Source organism: Fuerstiella marisgermanici (assembly GCF_001983935.1).
Lineage (GTDB): Bacteria > Planctomycetota > Planctomycetia > Planctomycetales > Planctomycetaceae > Fuerstiella > Fuerstiella marisgermanici.
Genome location: NZ_CP017641.1, coordinates 3,959,991 through 3,975,917, shown reverse-complemented (window position 1 = coordinate 3,975,917; position 15,927 = coordinate 3,959,991). Strand labels below are relative to the sequence as shown.

The 15,927-nt window shown below is 51.7% G+C and carries 16 protein-coding genes and 1 pseudogene; 8 read left to right on the top strand and 9 right to left on the bottom strand.

Annotation, left to right across the window (positions count from 1 at the left end):
• The first annotated feature begins 3 nt into the window (after positions 1–3).
• Positions 4–1,104, top strand: a complete 1,101-nt coding sequence (locus Fuma_RS14815) for a hypothetical protein (protein WP_077024808.1) — start codon at positions 4–6, stop codon at positions 1,102–1,104.
• A gap of 428 nt (positions 1,105–1,532) precedes the next feature.
• Here Fuma_RS14815 and Fuma_RS14810 read toward each other — a convergent pair whose 3' ends face one another.
• Together Fuma_RS14810 and Fuma_RS14805 are read right to left on the bottom strand one after the other, a co-directional pair.
• Positions 1,533–3,905, bottom strand: coding sequence for a phage/plasmid primase, P4 family (locus Fuma_RS14810; protein ID WP_158520999.1), 2,373 nt, complete (start codon positions 3,903–3,905; stop codon positions 1,533–1,535).
• Positions 3,906–4,087: 182 nt separating this feature from the next.
• Positions 4,088–4,399, bottom strand: a complete 312-nt coding sequence (locus Fuma_RS14805; protein ID WP_145944192.1) for a hypothetical protein — start codon at positions 4,397–4,399, stop codon at positions 4,088–4,090.
• A gap of 669 nt (positions 4,400–5,068) precedes the next feature.
• Between Fuma_RS14805 and Fuma_RS14800 the strand changes: the two genes are divergently transcribed.
• The 7 genes from Fuma_RS14800 (at position 5,069) to Fuma_RS14765 (ending at position 11,267) form a co-directional block, all read left to right on the top strand.
• Positions 5,069–5,767, top strand: coding sequence for an SGNH/GDSL hydrolase family protein (locus tag Fuma_RS14800; protein WP_077024805.1), 699 nt, complete (start codon positions 5,069–5,071; stop codon positions 5,765–5,767).
• A gap of 227 nt (positions 5,768–5,994) precedes the next feature.
• Positions 5,995–6,780, top strand: coding sequence for an SMI1/KNR4 family protein (locus tag Fuma_RS14795; protein WP_077024804.1), 786 nt, complete (start codon positions 5,995–5,997; stop codon positions 6,778–6,780).
• Positions 6,781–6,801: 21 nt separating this feature from the next.
• Positions 6,802–7,311 carry a DUF6933 domain-containing protein gene (locus Fuma_RS14790; protein WP_077024803.1) on the top strand — a complete coding sequence of 170 codons (510 nt, stop codon included), beginning with the start codon at positions 6,802–6,804 and terminating at the stop codon, positions 7,309–7,311.
• The gene (locus Fuma_RS14785) at positions 7,311–7,829 is read left to right on the top strand and encodes a GNAT family N-acetyltransferase (protein WP_077024802.1); all 519 of its coding nucleotides are present in this window, start codon (positions 7,311–7,313) and stop codon (positions 7,827–7,829) included. Before Fuma_RS14790 ends, Fuma_RS14785 begins: the two co-directional genes overlap by 1 nt.
• Positions 7,830–7,831: 2 nt before the next feature.
• A complete protein-coding gene (locus Fuma_RS14780) occupies positions 7,832–8,044 on the top strand; it encodes a hypothetical protein (RefSeq protein ID WP_077024801.1) in 213 nt (70 codons plus the stop codon).
• A gap of 78 nt (positions 8,045–8,122) precedes the next feature.
• Complete coding sequence (locus tag Fuma_RS14775) at positions 8,123–8,932, top strand: hypothetical protein (RefSeq protein ID WP_077024800.1); 810 nt, start codon at positions 8,123–8,125, stop codon at positions 8,930–8,932.
• A 430-nt stretch (positions 8,933–9,362) separates the two neighbouring features.
• Complete coding sequence (locus Fuma_RS14765) at positions 9,363–11,267, top strand: TROVE domain-containing protein (protein ID WP_077024799.1); 1,905 nt, start codon at positions 9,363–9,365, stop codon at positions 11,265–11,267.
• Between the two features lie 194 nt (positions 11,268–11,461).
• Here the strand turns inward: Fuma_RS14765 and Fuma_RS14760 are convergent, their stop codons facing one another.
• The 7 genes and pseudogenes from Fuma_RS14760 to Fuma_RS14735 form a co-directional block, all read right to left on the bottom strand.
• Positions 11,462–12,085 (bottom strand): suppressor of fused domain protein, encoded by a 624-nt coding sequence (locus tag Fuma_RS14760; protein ID WP_077024798.1) that lies wholly within the window; start codon positions 12,083–12,085, stop codon positions 11,462–11,464.
• Between the two features lie 70 nt (positions 12,086–12,155).
• Entirely contained in the window at positions 12,156–12,827 is a 672-nt protein-coding gene (locus Fuma_RS14755; RefSeq protein WP_077024797.1) for a metallophosphoesterase, read from the bottom strand.
• A 70-nt stretch (positions 12,828–12,897) separates the two neighbouring features.
• Positions 12,898–14,145 carry a hypothetical protein gene (locus Fuma_RS14750; RefSeq protein WP_145944190.1) on the bottom strand — a complete coding sequence of 416 codons (1,248 nt, stop codon included), beginning with the start codon at positions 14,143–14,145 and terminating at the stop codon, positions 12,898–12,900.
• A 41-nt stretch (positions 14,146–14,186) separates the two neighbouring features.
• Positions 14,187–14,723, bottom strand: a pseudogene (locus tag Fuma_RS36635) (DUF2199 domain-containing protein).
• A 57-nt stretch (positions 14,724–14,780) separates the two neighbouring features.
• Complete coding sequence (locus Fuma_RS35305; RefSeq protein ID WP_158520997.1) at positions 14,781–14,927, bottom strand: hypothetical protein; 147 nt, start codon at positions 14,925–14,927, stop codon at positions 14,781–14,783.
• 22 nt (positions 14,928–14,949) lie between these two features.
• The gene (locus Fuma_RS14740) at positions 14,950–15,363 is read right to left on the bottom strand and encodes a DUF3024 domain-containing protein (protein ID WP_077024795.1); all 414 of its coding nucleotides are present in this window, start codon (positions 15,361–15,363) and stop codon (positions 14,950–14,952) included.
• A 122-nt stretch (positions 15,364–15,485) separates the two neighbouring features.
• On the bottom strand, positions 15,486–15,914 hold the full coding sequence (locus Fuma_RS14735) for a hypothetical protein (RefSeq protein WP_145944189.1): 429 nt from the start codon (positions 15,912–15,914) through the stop codon (positions 15,486–15,488).
• Between the last annotated feature and the right edge of the window lie 13 nt (positions 15,915–15,927).

Genomic DNA, 15,927 nt, shown 5'->3' with positions numbered 1-15,927 from the left:
GTTATGAGCAAAGCATCAGAACAAATCCGTCAGTTTCACAGCACTGGCTCGTTTGGAAGTCGAGAAAACCTCGTCACACAGTCTCAGATTGCGACGGAGCTTTATCGTGGGCTCACGAATGACGACATTGATTGTCTTGTCAGCGATGCGTTGAATGGCGACGAGAACGGTGGCGACTACCTTACGTGCCTGTCATGTCTTCATCCGGGTTGCTTGACTCCGTTTCATGAACGATTGCTCGACGCCGAGATATTCTATCCCGGACTGATCTACTTCGATGCGAGTGATGCCGTGGCATTGAGGTTGGCGACTCTTATTGAATCTGTGGATGCTCAGCTATCTCGCAACCACCTGTTACTTTGCCTTGCGTGGGCTGGGAATCAAGAAGCTCAAGCTGCCTTTACAAAATGGCGAACGGAGAAGCCTAAATGGGCGAATGACCTTTATGTTCCACCTCATGCTTATGCCAACGAAGCTGGCTGGGAACTCACAGCAGACGGTCAGCGTCGAAACCTTTTCTTCAAAGAAACGGTTCCGCTTGTCCAACCGGGAAACGACGATGTGTCGAGTGCCGTAGAAGTTGGATTGCGTTCGGAAGAGAAGTGCCCATGGTGCAGCCGAAAACTGACATCACTATTCGACATTGATGCCGCAAGCGAAAAAGTTGCGTTCCTGAACTTGATGCCAAGACATTGGCAAGTCCTGACGTGCGATGTTTGCACGGCGTACGGCTTGGTCTATGGCAAAACAACTGAGACTGGTGTCGAATGGCATCCTGCAAACGAACGTCCCGAGTATCTCCCGGATGAGTCAGACGACTTTGACTTGCTTCCTGAATGTCCGCTGGTCCTTGCCAATCAGCCAAGGCATTTCATGGAGTCCGCAAGCTGGACTGGAATTCCAAGCGGCAAGTTCTCGCAAATTGGAGGTTTGCCAACGTGGGTTCAGGATGCTGAGTTCCCTGACTGTCTTGATTGTTCTCGGAAGATGGTCTTCATTGGGCAGGTCAGCAACGAGGACTTTGATCCAATGATGGAAGGGATTTTCTACGCCTTCATTTGCAGTGATTGTGGCACCACTGCGACTCACTATCAGCAGTCTTGAGGGAATTGGTTGACCGGTGTCATTCAGTGTCGGACACCAGCTACTGGGGTGACACATCGCTACTGCCACTGTCTCCCACGGCACCTGCGGCGTTACCAAGGGAAGAGAAAAGTGGCGCTGGGCCGGATGGTCCACATGGTCCAGACGAATTCGCAGTTCTCCTTCTTGTTTTGTTTACATCCTTCCAATTCAAAATATCTAAATGAAAGTAGATTTCGTTAGGACCATGTGGACCACCCCTGTTTTTACAGGGTTTATTGCCACTTTTGTCTGGCCCATGTGCGGACCTTTGTTCGGCCCATGTCTGGACCACCTTGCCGCCGACGCTGTTGATGGGGGTGACTATGGAAGGAAAACAGGTCACAAAACGCAAATGGGCCGGAACCTTGGCAGTTCCGACCCACATGAACGGCAGTTTGTCTGGCCCACTACGAAATCATCGAACGACAATTCTGCTGAAGAATCGTTTCAGGATTCAGCCCCAAACCTTTGTACCAGCGGTCTCGCCCGGCACCATTTCGGCGTCGTTCATCATCAATTCGTGGTATTGCAGCACGAAGCTTTCGGCCAAAGTCGTTATTGCTTCCAGACACATGCCCGTTCTGTTCACACCAAGCCTTCCATGCTGTCTGTATGTCATCGAAGCGAACACTTTTGTCTGATCCAACAAGACAACACTCGTCCAAAAAGGACTGAACTGGTGACGACAGATAAACAAAATCACGCATGATCTTTTCACCTGCAATCGGATTCTTGAAACGTCCATTGGCTCGCAACTGTTTCAGTCCTTTCAGCGACCAATTGGTGATTCCCGAGACTTCCTTCAACAAGCTATCAACAAGCCCAAAGTCCTCTTTGCCTTCGTAGGTGTTGTTGAAGGGAATGATCAGTAATCGAGACCTCAATGCTGCTGAAGAATCCGACAACCGTGGCAGTTCATTGACCGCCATGGTGAACCTGACTTTCATTGCAACACTGGATATTGCCTTCACACCTTTTCGGTCCACCGTCTGTTCAGAACCGCCAGAGATGGCCTTCAGTCGCTCCAGAATTAGCGAGTTGTCGCTGTACCTGCCAAGATGACCTTCGTCAATCAGAGCAGACATCTTCCCGACAAGTGGTTCCAGCCCGAATCTGCCTCCAAGTGAAGCCAATGAAGTGTTGGCGATGTTATGACGACCGAGCATTGCTGACATCATCGCCATCGTGGTGCCTTTGCCACTTCGAGGTGGGCCAATCAGCATAGCGATTTTGTGCTGACGGTTGTCACTGACAAGGTTGTAGCCAAACCACTGCTGTAGCGTGTTGATCCGTTCCTCATCTTCATCGAAGACTTGGTTCAGAAAATCCAGCCATGTGGGACAGTTTGCGTGGTGATCAAACCGGTGTGGCAGACAATTTGGTGAAAACCAATTCGGCGTGTGCGAAAGGAGGTTGTCTTTCCCAGAAAGAAACTCCCGGACATTTAGCAAGCCGTTGTCAAAGGCGATGATCTCTTCTGGTCCATTTGAAAGCCAGCAGGGTGCCTCAAGTTGAGAAGACTGATTGGTCACCGCCTTTAAACCGTCCATGACACCACCGACAACATTCCTTGTCGGCTTGAATGTCGTCCGCTTATCCTTGCTCCACGTTTTGCAAGTCGCCAGCCACTTCCACAGACGAGCCTTTATGTCGTCATCACTGATGACCTCATACAGCTTTCCTGTCCAGCCATGCCATGTCGCCTGATGATGAATCAGTGTTGGCTTGTGATTGTGAGCAAAGCATTCCCGCCGAAACAGTTCGGCAGTTTCGAGATGGTTCTTGGGATCAATGGTGTGGTTGTCATCAACTGGCTTAACAACGTCGTCAACCTTGGCTTCCATGGGACCAACATCACGAAACGGTGACAGTCGGTCTGCGATTCTGCCCTCGTAGGACTGTCCGAGACACCAATCGATCTTTCTGGCAATTTCGTCGTCGGTCCACGGATACCAAGCACAGGAAGCGTCAAACTGGTCCGGTTTGCGTCCCCATTCGCTCAGCATTTCCTGAACGACGTTTACTGGCAAAGCGAAGCCGTAGAGTAACTTCATGGTCAATGCTGAACACTTATTATCAGCACCAGTGCCTTCCTGTGTTCCGGGAACAGAATCCAGATAACACCGAGCCTGCGACTCACGTTCTTCGACTTCCGTCTGAACCTGAGCAATGAGATCTTCGTGTTCATCGGAAATGATGTCTGCTGTGATGAAGGCAGATGTCTTCTTTGTCTTCGCCCTTTCATATGGCAACCACGCTGGATCATAGACAGGGCACTCCATCAGAAGCTCCATGGTCCACGATGTTACTTCCTCGTACATGCTCCCTGTCTTCGGATGAATCGATCCGGGGATCATGATAAGCCCGCCATCGCCCCGAATGTCGAGGTTGTACTGTTTGCCATCCAGTCGCAGCTTTGTCGGACTACCGATGAACGGCTGGGCCTCGATTGGCGGTCGTCGATAGACAAACTGCTTGTTACCACTGCCTGTAACCTGCATCATTGGCGTTGGTGGACAGTGATTCCGAACAAGCTCTTCAGCTTCTTCGTCATCGCTGTCCACGACGATGATGCCGGGATTGTCGTCTGACCATGGGATGGCACCGGTAAGCAAAGCGAAATTGTGGTTTCTTGCTTTCCAAATTCGCCTGCCGTCCTTGGTCGGAAACTTGCCGGTCAGCCATTTCCTGAGGTCTTGTGGCGTTACTCGATGAGTCTGAAACTCGTTCCATTCGACGCACGGATTCTTACCGTTCATCGGGATCAGATTGAAATTCATTTCGTACAGCCGAGAGACGATCTCTGTTCTGTGATTTCTCGTGCTTTCGTCAACGAGAATTGGTTCGGTGTTACTTAAATACATAAGGATGTCCTTCTCCGACTGACCACCAGTCGGAACATTTCAAAAGTTAAAAAGACCAAAGACCGCCAGCGACGACTCATCGCTGGCGGTTTGTTGTTTTAGGACAACAAGAATTTTTCGTTGCCACATACACGGAACTCACCGTTGTCGTCCCTGACGACAATTAGGTCGGGCTCTGCGTCTGGAGCAGCGGGTCCGACGAGTGTTGGAAATCCTTCAGCATAGATTCCGCTGGAGTCATCGACTTCCCACTCGGATCGTTCTTCAACTTGGTTGAAGTGATCAGCGTTGACGCATTCAACCTCCTCGTCGAGCATGTCCTCTGGGACTTCCATAATCACACTGCGAATATGGCGAATCTCTTCTTGGCCCTGAATATCCACAGTCACTCTCCTTGTTTTATTTTTCATCGCTAATTCCTTTCTTGGTAATGCGTGGCGAGGTTCGTCAGAGCGTCCGCAGTGAAGTAGTATCGTCTGCCAACGCACGTTTGTGGCGATGGCACACGACCAGCCCTTATGTCCCTGTGAAGCCGCTGAATGCCAACATCGAGTTGACGAGCGGCCTCAGACACATTGAATAGGCCAAGGACATTTCTTCTTTCTGCTGGTGTTGCTCGCACGTACCCTCCACGCAATGTTTGTTACTTTTATGTAGTAACGTGGTGAAAAAATTCGGCAGCGTTTTTCAATATTCCCTGACTGCGGCGCAAAACGGTGCCACGGAATTGACTGGGAAGTGCTGAGCCGGTGCCGGTGGTCAGCGGGACGCCGAAGAGGTTCAAAACGCTTGGACGCAGGGCGTCAGTCGATGTGCGATTTTTCGCTGTAGTTTTTACGGTGACTGAGCAGGGATCTTAACAAAATCGCCATTTTCTGGACAGAGCAATTCTTGTTTCGACTTTCAGTCCAAAAGTTGTTCTTTAGTTTTCAGAAGGCGAGTTATCATGCCCCTTGAGAAAAGTGATCTGCGTTAAAGTAGTGTCGTGCCAACAAGTACCGTCACTGTTTTCAGAAACAAAACTTGCCTGTCGCCACGACAGCACCAATAAAGATCTGAGCCGCACAAGGACATCACAAGTGAAACATATCGCCATCCTGCTCACCACCATTCTTGTGGCACAGTTCCTTGCTGCTGAGGAGCCCATCCGTGAACGCATCGAGTGGATCGACATCTGGGTCACCGACGCCAACAAAGATGACTTGCCACGAGTTCTGCTGGTTGGTGATTCGATCACACGAGGGTATTTCGGCGGAACAGAAAAGCTTCTCGCCGGAAAGGCATCCTGTGCTCGCTTAACCACCTCCAAGTGTGTCTCTGCCCCGACTTTCAATGACGATCTTCAGTTGCTGCTGAAACAATACAACTTCTCGGTGATCCACTTCAATAACGGTCTCCACGGTTGGGGCTACACCGAAGAGCAATATCGAGAAGGTCTCGCTAAGACTGTTGCTGCCGTGAAGAAACATGCAGCCGATGCGAAGTTCATCTGGGCAACGACGACACCAGTGCGTGATAGAAGCGATCTGCAAAAGTTCGGGGATCGGACAGCGAGAGTCAAAGAACGGAATCTGATTGCTGCTGAGATCATGAAAGAACATGGAATCTCCACGAACGATCTGTTTGGGCTCGTGGAAGAGGATCCCGACTGGTATTCAGGCGATGGGACTCACTTCAACGGAAAGGGCAAAGTGGCTCAGGCAAAGCAGGTAGCCGAGAGTGTCATGAAGTGTTTGCCTGTATCGGTGTCCCGTGCTGGCGAGTCGAATGGCATGTAGCGACCCTCCAACATTTGAATCCGCTGCCAATAGCTTTAATTCATCTTAACTCGACATCAGTGCTCCGAGATTCAATGGGTCTTTGGGGAAGATGTTGTGGAGCTTGGATGTAGTGTCTTTATTCGACTTCCATCGCTTGACGCCGCTGACACCTCTTGGGATTGGGCTGGCGATTCTCGGCCTGTTGATCGTTATGTTTGGTGATGAATTCAGCACATACCTTTGAAATGAATACCAAGCTCAAAAAAGATGACATCACTGAGCGCCTTAGGGTGCTCAGCAACACCGACCGAAAGCGAGCCGTGTTCGGTTCATCGGGTCATGACTATCTTCTGAAGTCACCACTGGATGTCTCTGAGATTGAAGTCTTCGAGGCAAAGTACAACATCCGACTGCCGGAGGATTATCGTCGCTTCGTCACTGAGATCGGCAACGGTGGTGCCGGGCCAGCCTACGGCTTTTTTCAGTTCGGGTACGAGGAGGATGGGCGATGGGGAGAGCATCTACCCTTTGGTGATCCGGGGACACCGTTCCCCCATTCTGAAGCGTGGAATCTGGGGAAGGAGTTCTTTGATCAGGAGCCGGATATTCAGCAGGGGATGTCTCGGGACGATGAAGACCGTCTGGTGGAGAAATGGGATTCGCTGCTGGAGGAGCGGTACTGGAGCCCTGCGATCATGGACGGTGCCATCCCGATCTGCCATCTTGGATGCGGTCTGCTTCAGTGGTTGGTGGTTCATGGCGAACAACAAGGCTTCGTCTGGGATGACATGCGGGCCGATCACGGTGGAATCGCTCCGGTCAAAGACGAGAACGGCGATCAGGTCACGTTTACTGACTGGTACTCAAATTGGTTGACGAAAATCGAATCGGGCGAAGGTCGGATTTTGACACCATCCTCAATTTACGGGGCTCACCCCAGAGTTCCGCTTCATCGGGATTTGCTAACCCTGTTACTACTCATTGTGCTCGGCGTCCTGCTTGCCCTAGCCCGTGAGTGGTTTCTACGATAATCCAACTATTCCGAATCCCCCATGATCATTCGCCTTTCCCAGAAACTCGCCAAGAAGATCAAGGTCAGCAAACTCGTTGAGAAGCCGCTCGATGAGAACCAGTACGCTGACTGGTCTGCCAACGTCTTTAATGTGGGGCGAACTCAGTACGTCATTTTGTGCAACACGAAATCGATGTATTCGTGTGTGATGTACGGAAACGGAATCACCAACGACAATACGTTCATTCAGAGATCGCTGAGCCTGATTCGTGAGTTCATGGAAGACGATGGCAAGGAGAGCGTTTATGAGCAACACATCATTCCGGCGACGAGATCGGTGACGTTTGCGAAGTCGCTGAATCGTTCTGTCATTGGCTCGATGAATGAGCTTGTGATGGCGGCTGATGCTGTGCTGTCAGATGACGTGGCTCCACATAGCGTTGGCACGTTCCTCAACGACTTCCTTCTGTCGGCCATCGCCGCCGATGGCGATCATGGTTACGGCAAGCCAAAGGATGCCTTTGAGCGTCTGACATCAGTGGGGACATAATGAACGCCACAGCGACAATCCGACATGAGACTGACGAAGACCAGCAGGACATCTGGAACGTCAATCAAGCGGCATTTAATGGCGTCGATGAAGCCAACCTCGTCTATGCACTACGAGATGGTGGCTTCGTGGAGGTTTCGCTTGTGGCTGAGTGCGATCAGCAGATCGTCGGGCACATTCTGTTCAGCAGAGTAACCATCAATACAAATACGGGGCCGGTGAATGCCCTGTCGCTCGCCCCAATGGCCGTGGCACCCGAGCACCAGCGGCAAGCGATCGGTACAAAGCTCGTAGAAGCTGGATTGGATGCCTGCCGGAAATTGGGCCACAAGATCGTTGTCGTGCTTGGCCATACCGAGTTCTATCCACGATTCGGATTCAGTGCCGAACTGGCCCAGCCCTTGGCGTCCCCATTTGGCGGCGGGGAAGCATGGATGGCGTTGGAACTTGTTCCCGGTGCGTTGGAAGGCGTGATCGGCTCGGTCAAGTATTCTCCGCCATTCGGAGCGTTTGGGTAGCCATGAACTGGGGAGCCATTACCGTTTTCTTTGTCATCGCAGGGGTAGTGAACCTGATTGGCTTGGAGATCGTCCGCTCCATTGTTGATCGACGACGAAAAGAACGGGATGGCCTTGGCGGTACGCAAGACATCGCAATCTGGGGCGTCCTGATTGGTTGGGCTTTGCTCATTGCTGCCTTGGTCAGCGGTGCGTTGTGGCTTTGGAATCGCTGACCGCCAAATCCGGCAAACAAGACGATTAAAGCTGCGGGTTCGTGCGAACCAAACTTCGGCAAGAGTGTCTGCTTCTCCATGGACACTTTATTCCTCAACAAGAAGTTTGAACGCATTGGCGCACGGCTGAAGATCGTGGATCGTCCTCGACAACGGCGTGGAACGACAGCAGGACTGCTGACGCTCGACATTGGTGAAGATCGTCGAGGCGAGTTCTTCGAGATCATGCCGCAACGTGGGGCTGACCCTGAAGTTGATGTGCTTGATGTACAGCCTGCGGATCGACACTTGCTGCTGCTTGTTCGTGAAGACGGAGCGAAGAACAAGTATCTTTGCGGTCATGACGAGCGGCACTGGTTTGTTGCAGGAATTCCTGAGTCGGCTCCGGTCGGTACAGTTCGGCAAGCGATGGAAGCACTTCAGCCAGTCGAAGTTCGAAGTGCTGTCGCTCGAAAGCGTGTGTCCGGGAAGTCTCGCAATCGACGCAGGAACGCTGCGTTCATTCGGCAGGGCGAATGGTTTTTCCTTCCTGAAGCACACATGGCCGTCGAGGAATCACTGGTTCTGACGAATGAGCCGTTAAGTCGTGGAAACGGAGGCAAACCGCATTGGGCGGAATTCTGCTACCGAACCGGTGGTGAAACCGTCCATGTATGTGGTCGTCATCCAAATGGTGTGACCGAGAGCCAGTATCGGAAGATACTGTCAGGCAACAGTCATGCGAAGAACTGGAGATGGAGAACAATGCGTCGGAATCCCGGCGTGTATGTTCGGGGACGAGTTCGTCATCCCGACCATGCGACCATCACTTTGCAGGGCTGGCACAGAGTTGTGATGAACACCGAGAACGAATCACGAGCCATGAGGAACGTGGCGTTCCTGGATTGAGGACAAGATCGGACGGTGCAGTTCAGAGTTACTTCATTCTTAATGAAGAGGTCGTGGGTTCGAGTCCCACCTGCCGCTCTTTTTCATAAGCGGCAGTAGCTCAGTTGGTAGAGCACTTACACTTTGGGCGACGATTTCTCCGGTCTTTTTTGTACACGCCAGATGGTGCAGGACAGAGTTACTTCTTGAATTCGACGGTTGTGGGTTCGAGCCCCACGGTCTGAGCCAAGCTCGGACGTAGCTCAACTGGCAGAGCATCGAAATAGTCTCTGACCGATGATTTCTCTGGCGTTTTAGTTTACTCCATATGCACTCGCTGAATGGTGCAGGCACGGGATACTTCTGGCAACCATTGGGTTCGAATCCCATTCCCCATGCCGGTGATTTCTTCAGCAGTTTTTTTTAGTTTATGGAGCGGGAGGGCATAGGAATGACAAAGTTTGGAATCAAGAAGACTTCAGTACACGACCGAGCACATGCCGAGCAGGTTGCTCACAAGCACGTACCGGGCCGAGCCTACAATGTTGGCGACCCGGTCACCAAGCTGATTCACACAATCGGTGGTGGGTTCTTCAACGAGCCCAAGTATTACGACAGCAACCGCAACGCTGCCGACTTTTACCGTGAACTGTTCTCCACCGGTTCTATCTCTTCAACCATTGTCGATGAGATGGGACTGACGGAGCAGGCACGGGAAGTCTTGGAGACTGCTACGGCTGTTGCGAACGGTGATTCACCAGAAGACCTGTTGGTGATCGCTGCATGGGCTCGTGACACAAAGAACGGCCTGAAGCTGCGAAGCACTCCGCAGATCATGCTGGCCCTTGCTGCTGCACATTCGCAAACGAAAGCGTTCGTGCCAAAGTATGCCAAGTTGATCATGCGACGAGCCGATGAAATCCGTCAGGTGTTCGGAGCATTCCGTCACTTGTTCATGGCTGCGGGCGATGACCAGAAGACTGCTGATGCGAAGTCTGGTCGGAAGGCTCGTGGGCATCGTGGAGCGTTGCCACATGTGCTGCGTAAGGCGCTGGCTTTGTCACTGGCAGATCAGCGTGATGCAAACTTATTGAAGTACAACGGCAAGGATCGTCCGACGTTCCGTGACGTTCTTCTGATGGTTGGTGGTTCAAAGGCCATCGGCAAGTATCTGGAGAAGGCAACGGGCGAGCAGCGAGACAACTGGCCTGTCAGCAAAGCGATGTTTGAGTACATCGTGAACGATAAGTACGTTGAAAACCTGCCGCCAATTCTTGAGGCACGGAAGAAGTTCTTCGCTACAACGAAAGCTTCTGATGTGACGCTGGATTTGGTGAAGGACGCTGGCCTGACATGGGAAAACGTCGTTTCGCACTTGGGAAGTTCTAAGGATGTTTGGGAGTTATGTATTCCAGTCATGGGAGAGATGGCTCTCACTCGCAACCTGCGTAACTTTGAGCAAGCGAAGATTTCAGATGCCGCATGGGATCTGATCTATGAGCGGCTGCTCTCGGTTGCCGATACGGTGCAGTTACCATTCCGATTCTTTGCTGCTGAACGAGAAGTCTCGTCAACGGCGGCAAAGACCGTGATGGGTAAGATGCTGGATCGTGCTGTCGAGAATGTTGCGGATCTACCGGGCATCACGATGGTTCTGACCGACAACAGCGGAAGTGCTGTTGGTTGTGCGATCAGTGGTAAGTCTCGAATCCGAGTTTCCGATTGCGGCAATATGCTGTCGGCGGTCTTGGCAAAGCGTCTTGGCCGTCGAGCAATTGTTGGAGTATTCGGTGACAGCAGCATGTGGGTTCCGTTCTCACAGGCTGATAGCTGCATGGCAATCAAGCATCAGATCGATGCGGTGGCTCTTACAGAAGAGCGAAGCAAAAATGGTGCGTTGGCGATCCCTGAATACCAAAAGGGATCGGGAGTCGGCGCTGGAACGGAAACGGGATTGTGGTTCTCAATTGATGACCTCACAAAACGGAAGGTTCATGTGGATCGCATGATCTTCCTGTCTGACCTGTGTTGTTACACGCAAGGCGACAACGGCACGGCACAGAACTGTGGAGTCAACTTGGAGAAGCACTTCGGCAAGAAGGCGACAATGCAGTCGATGGTCGATCGTTATCGTCAGGCTGTCAATAAGGACTGTTTCGTGTATTCGGTAAACCTGAACGGACACGGGCAGAGCCAGTTGCGACCGAGTGATGATCGGACTCATCTGTTGTCAGGATGGTCGGAGAAGCTGCTCGAGATGATTCGAGACATCGAAGCTGGAAGCAGCGACGAACCTGAGAAGGCCGTCGAGGTCCCTGCCATCGAAGTCTTGCGGTCACGTTATCAGCAGGTCTGAATTGTGGCACGGCGGATGGACTTCCCGTTCGCCGTGCCATATCTTGAAACAGCCGGGACGGTGCAGGCTTGGGTTACTTCTCTTGTAACGAAAACCACCCGAGTCGCTTATTTCTCCCGGTTCTTAAAACGATACCCACAACCTCTTTGGACATTGTGGGCTGTTTTCTGCTATCGCAGGCCGTCTGGGACAACCTAATTCCCTAACAGGTCCGGTCGGTTGTCCTCGTCAAAAATCCACGGCAACTCCACGGCCTCCATTCGATCAATTAAAGCATCTGCGCCGTGATCTCTTCTGTAGGCCATTTCCTCATCCGAAATTGGAACGTGCCAAAGGAACGACAACGAGTCGCCCTCGACTTCGCAGACCTCTTCTCTGTGTGGCTTTATGAGCGGAGTCAAGAAGAACGCATTCTTCCAAGGCGTTCCCGAAACAGCGGGATGCTCCCATGTGATCGAATGGTGAGCATTAAGCAGGAAACCGTCAAAGAGTGGCAACCAAGCCATATTGTGCAAGCGGCGGGCATGGCCCTCGGTGCATTTCGGGAAATATTGAATTAGCTCTCGCCGGGACCAGCAATGTGTTTCGGCAGCATCGACCATCCGCTGGTCTGACATACCATTGGTTACGGTGACTTCGATGTCGCCGGAGTCGGCTTCCAATGTGTACACGAAAATATCGATCAGAAACCGTTCGTCGGGTTTCTTAAACAGGGTATCGGGGGAAAAGGTGACTGAAGGTAGGCCGCCGAAAAATTCTTCATAGGCTTTGGTCCGCACCGCCGTCAGGGCCTCGTGCTTTTCGTGGGGACTCAGCATGGCCTGTCTCCAGTATTCACCAAATTCTTTTCGCTGATTGATTCCTTTTGTGCCAAGTTGGTCTCGTGAATCATGAGTTCTCCGTTTGCTCTTTTCTAAATTCGCCCCATTCGTTTACCTGCCAAATCTCACCGGATTCAACATCCAGAGCGGTGAGCCAGCCGCCGTTGCAGACACCCGTGTCAATGCAAACTAAGTGGCCCAAGTCAAATATCTCATCGTGGGGCGTATGCCCGACGACGGCAATCTTCCCAGAGCTATGGATTCTCTGCGGCACATAGTCTCTCAGTGAAAGCCAGCGGATTGTGTGGTCATCGTGGTCGTGGAGTGAAAGGTCAGGCGTATAGTTGGCGTGAAGAAAAATGTGAGTTTCAGTCTCGAAGTACGAATGACAGGACTCCAGAAACCGAGTGTGTTTTCTTGGGATGAGATCAAGCTGCCCGGTCGAACCGTAGGAATCCAGTGCCGAGTCGCCGCCACAGTTGAGCCAGAACTGAAAGTCTGATTCGCCGTCACGGGCATGAAGCATCATCTGGTCATGATTACCAAGAATTGGGACCAGCTTGCAACGCTCGCTGAGTTGGATCAGTTGGTCGAGGACACCCTTTGAGTCGATTCCTCGATCAACATAATCGCCAAGCGGAATAATCGTATCGTTTGGCTTGGGATCGATGGCTTCCATGAGTGCCGCCAATGCAATGGAGCAACCGTGGATATCTCCGATGGCAATGGTTCGTGTCACAACTATGTCGTTTCGTTAAATACATTTGAGCGGGACATCTCGTTAAGCCGACGCTGCGTTCCTCGCAAGACTATGTACACTGCCACAAGTAGCCACTCACCTTGCAGGTGTCACACCAGAAGACGTAGCCCATGCCACCACTGCCCCAGAGCCATTCGTCGCTATCAGCAGTCGGTAAGTCCGAATCCAACTGCATAAGAAAGTCCATCGTTCGTTCACACGAAGGGCAACTCGGATAATCAGCGTCCTGAACCCAGCATGGTTCGCCGCCAATGCGATTGAGGTTCTCACGGCTGTTGCTTAGCCCCCAATCCTGCCAGTACCAGCGTCTTGGAGTTTGTGCCAAGGTAACAGTGGCTTCCTTCAGCGGCCCAACAGCGAATTGTGGATCGCCAACTTCACCCTCAAAAAATGAATGCTCAGGAGCACCATCGCCATCATGGCTGAAGAACAACCTTTCTTCCTCCCATCCCAAACACGACAGGCAGACGGCGAGCTCCAGCCCTGAGAGTCCACTGATCACAATCTCATCGGGGACAGACTCAAACTTCATCAATCGATGCAGCGTCCCACCACAGCGTTTGCATTCCGAGTTACTGTTTCCTCCGAACTGCGCTGTCGGGGCGCTGCTTTTCAAACGCCAAGTCGGATGTTGCTCGACGAGCCACGCAGGGGTGCTATCCGCCGCAAAAAAGGAATCCGGGAAGACAATATGGTACGGATTTTGGTTGCACAGCCTTGTGTAGCCTTCCTCAGAATATTCAAGGCCAATCTGATGAAGCCAACAGTTCAGCCAATCTTCAAGCGTTCGTCCAGTATCGGACGGCATCACGGACCTCAAATTTTGACGGGCGAAATCCACAGCAAGCAAGTATCGAGAATGAATCATGGCTTCCCATGCTGCCATCTTTTGGTCAGCCGATTCGGCATTCTCAAAGACTCCCTTCAAAAAACTGAAATGCTGCGATCCAGAATCTCGCCACGGATAGGCAGAGTAATAACTTGACCCATTGGGACGGATCGAAAAAACAGACTCAAGATACGGATGAATCGCCTTTGGGTTTTGAAGGCTGGCATAGGCAATGACGGATTCTGCGGCATTATTGTCATTGTCTTCTTCAAGAATATTCAGAGCGTTCTCAACGAGGCAACGCCACTTGCCTTCAGGTAGAAAGCTCAAGGCGGCGTCTAAGAATGTGCCGCCCTTTGGATACTTCGCAACTACAGCAATCGCCAAGTCAGCAACTGCATCTGGATACTGCCCTGCAAGCGTTAATGATTCTTCAATGGGGGCTGCATGTTGGTTCCGTGCCAGCAATTCCAGAATGCCATCTATTTGTTCGCTTGCAGATCTCTCTGTCATTGCATTTCCTCTGGGTGAAGCAACGCCTCGGCGATTTCACGCACACGATCCATTGTAATCGCTTCACGTTGTTCGACAGCCAACGGATGATCTGTCGGCTCAAGTTCAACGAATGGTCGCAGTCCCAAGGTGCGAGTGTGAACGTGTGTTTTGAGTAGAAAAGTGTCCGGGTAAAGTGGCAACATGGTGCAAAGCCATCCAAAGAACGGTGGCTCGGATTCTCGTGCCGGAGTTTCCCAGATTTCACGGAGGCGTTGATAGCTCTCGAGGCTGAGCGAAGTTCAGACACCCCACACGAATGGCCGTGGCCCGTTATGCACAGGAAGTTCGATGCATCCACGAACAAAGAACTCACTGTTGTCGATGACGCAAAAGTCGGGTGTGAGTTCACAGCGTGCATCCCGTTCATTTGCCGGGATCGAATCGTAGGCTGCAGGCGTATCCGCCCCGAAATCCATCGGCAGGTGGTCGTGATACGAACCGCACGTGGCGCAATGGAAGCCGATCTCCAGTTTGTTTGATTTGCTGGTCAAGACGGAATGCCTTCACGAAGATGGCTGATCTTCTCTAAGAGTTTTTCAGCAACAAGTCTACTGCCGGTAGCAGTGAAATGACTTCCCGCCCTGAGTAATCGAATCCCCCACCGCCATGATCGTGACTTCTTCTCCGACGCTCACGCTCGCAAGAGTGACCAGCAACATTAGCAGCGAAGCTGGGGCAATAGAATATGGTGTCATGGGATGTGGTCCTCGGTCTGGGTTACGGAACAAACCACTCGTCGTCCTGAATTGCTTCCATGCTTTCATCCACCGACATCGCATCGTGAATGCCAACCCATTCGCCAGTGTACCGCATGAAGTACAAGGCGAACTTGTCGTTGCCGATGTATTCCATCCGGGCAAACTTCTGCTCAAAGGTGGGCTCAAGAGCATCCGGGTGTGGGCACGTGTACGTTGAAATGAAGTAGAAGAACTGCCTGTACCACTTCGCCGTAATGTCGCTGATGTAATTGAATTGTGCATCTTCTTCGGGTGGTCGAATATGCTTGGGCTTCAGGACATCACTGATCAAGGCGATGGCTTTCGACTCCACTTCTTTCTTCAACGCAGCCGGTATGGATGACGCCGACTTCTTTGAGGGACGAATGTCCCATGGTTTCCTTTTTGCCGCCATCCTTGTCATTCCCTGAGTGAGTCGTGAGCCTTCGGGTTTCTATACGGCCACCGATTTCGTCAGCGTCGAGCGGACTCAAAACCAGTTCGTTTACCCGCCTCCTGATTTCCTGTTTTCAGCGATCACGACACCTTCTGCCAAATCGCCCACATGTCGCATTCGGCATGGCGTTCTTCGGGATATTCGCTGACGAGCAATTCTTGCACACTTTTTGTCTTCGTATGTTCGGTGAGCAGGCCGTATTCTGACAGGTCAGCAGTCGAGAACGCCTTGTCGAATCCGCCACAATTGGAAATTGCGCTGATGCTGCCGTCCATTTCGATGAGATCAAAGCCACGAAACACAAAACGGGGATCGACGAACGAAGAAAGATCAGTGGCAAATGGCTCGTGCATTACCGCCAACACGTTCACCTGTTTGTTTCCGGCTATTCTGCGAAGAAGATAGTCGAGGTTATGAAAGAGATGAGTCTTGTGGTCTTCTTGGACGTTGTACTGCCAATCCTCATCCGTCAGTGTCTCAACGATAGTTGGGCAGAGAAGGCTGTCCAAAGAAAGGACTTCT